At 66.8% G+C, this 253-nt stretch carries 1 protein-coding gene; it reads right to left on the reverse strand.

Annotated features, from left to right (window positions below; all coding sequences use genetic code 11):
* Window positions 1–253 (reverse strand): hypothetical protein (locus SB717_RS37855; RefSeq protein ID WP_410908312.1); only part of this gene is annotated, 253 nt, incomplete at both ends.

Genomic DNA, 253 nt, shown 5'->3' on the forward strand with positions numbered 1-253 from the left:
GCCGGAACTCGTAACTCTCGTGATAGGCGTTCGCGTCATTGAGCACCGGGCCGAAACGATAGAAGCGGCCCGGACCGCGCTCGACCACGCCTTCCTCGGCCATGCGGGCCAGGACGCGGTTGGCGGCGGCGCGATCCACCTCATACCGGCGCATAACGTCGGCGACGGCGATCTGCTCCGGCGCAAGGTTCGCGAATCGAGCGCGCACCAGATCGCGATAGATGCGCTCTTCGCCGCTTTCGGGAATGGCGCG

The organism is Priestia sp. SIMBA_032 (assembly GCF_046535215.1).
Lineage (GTDB): Bacteria > Bacillota > Bacilli > Bacillales > Bacillaceae_H > Priestia > Priestia aryabhattai.